The organism is Acinetobacter sp. NRRL B-65365 (assembly GCF_001605865.1).
GTDB classification, from domain to species: Bacteria; Pseudomonadota; Gammaproteobacteria; order Pseudomonadales; family Moraxellaceae; genus Acinetobacter; species Acinetobacter vivianii.
The window spans coordinates 230-851 of the sequence record NZ_LRPD01000039.1; the positions used below are offsets into that span (position 1 = coordinate 230).

Sequence of the window (622 nt, forward strand, 5' to 3'; positions counted from 1 at the left end):
GTGCTGTCTGCATCTGCGGTCAACTCGCTACCTGGAACAGTCACGCTCCATGTACCATCCGCCTGTACTGTCGTGTTGTAATTGTTGCCATTGACCACAACTGTCACTGCATCACCTGCAGTGAAGCCGCCTACAACCGCACCACTGATGGTTTGGTCTACGCCTGCTTCTGCGGCATTGACGATGTCATCGCCTGCAACTGGATCAAACACCACCACTGGTGTGGTGATATCCACAGTGTAGCTCGCATCTGCTGTCACAGTACCTGTGTTACCTGCGGCATCTGTTGCCGTAATGCTGACATTGATGGTGCTGTCTGCATCAAGGACTAACTGTCCGCCATCAACCGTAACGCTCCATAAGCCACCAGTTTGTACGGTCGTGGTGATGTCCACGCCATTGACATTAACTGTGACCACATCACCCACGGTGTATTCACCTGTGACCGTACCGCTAATAGTCTGGTCTGTTGCTGCTTCGCTTGAATCAACAATGCCATCGCCTGCAATCGGGTTAATGGTAATCGTAGTGGTACTGTTGTCTGGGCCAGTGGTATCGACTGTATAAGTTTGTGTGTCGGTCACTGTGCTGCTGTTACCTGCTGCATCAGTGAAGGTGGCTG

At 51.9% G+C, this 622-nt stretch carries 1 protein-coding gene; it reads right to left on the minus strand.

Annotated features, from left to right (window positions below; all coding sequences use genetic code 11):
* Nucleotides 1–622, minus strand: a 622-nt coding sequence (locus tag AWW72_RS14060) for an Ig-like domain-containing protein (protein WP_155858561.1), incomplete at both ends; no start/stop codon positions are given.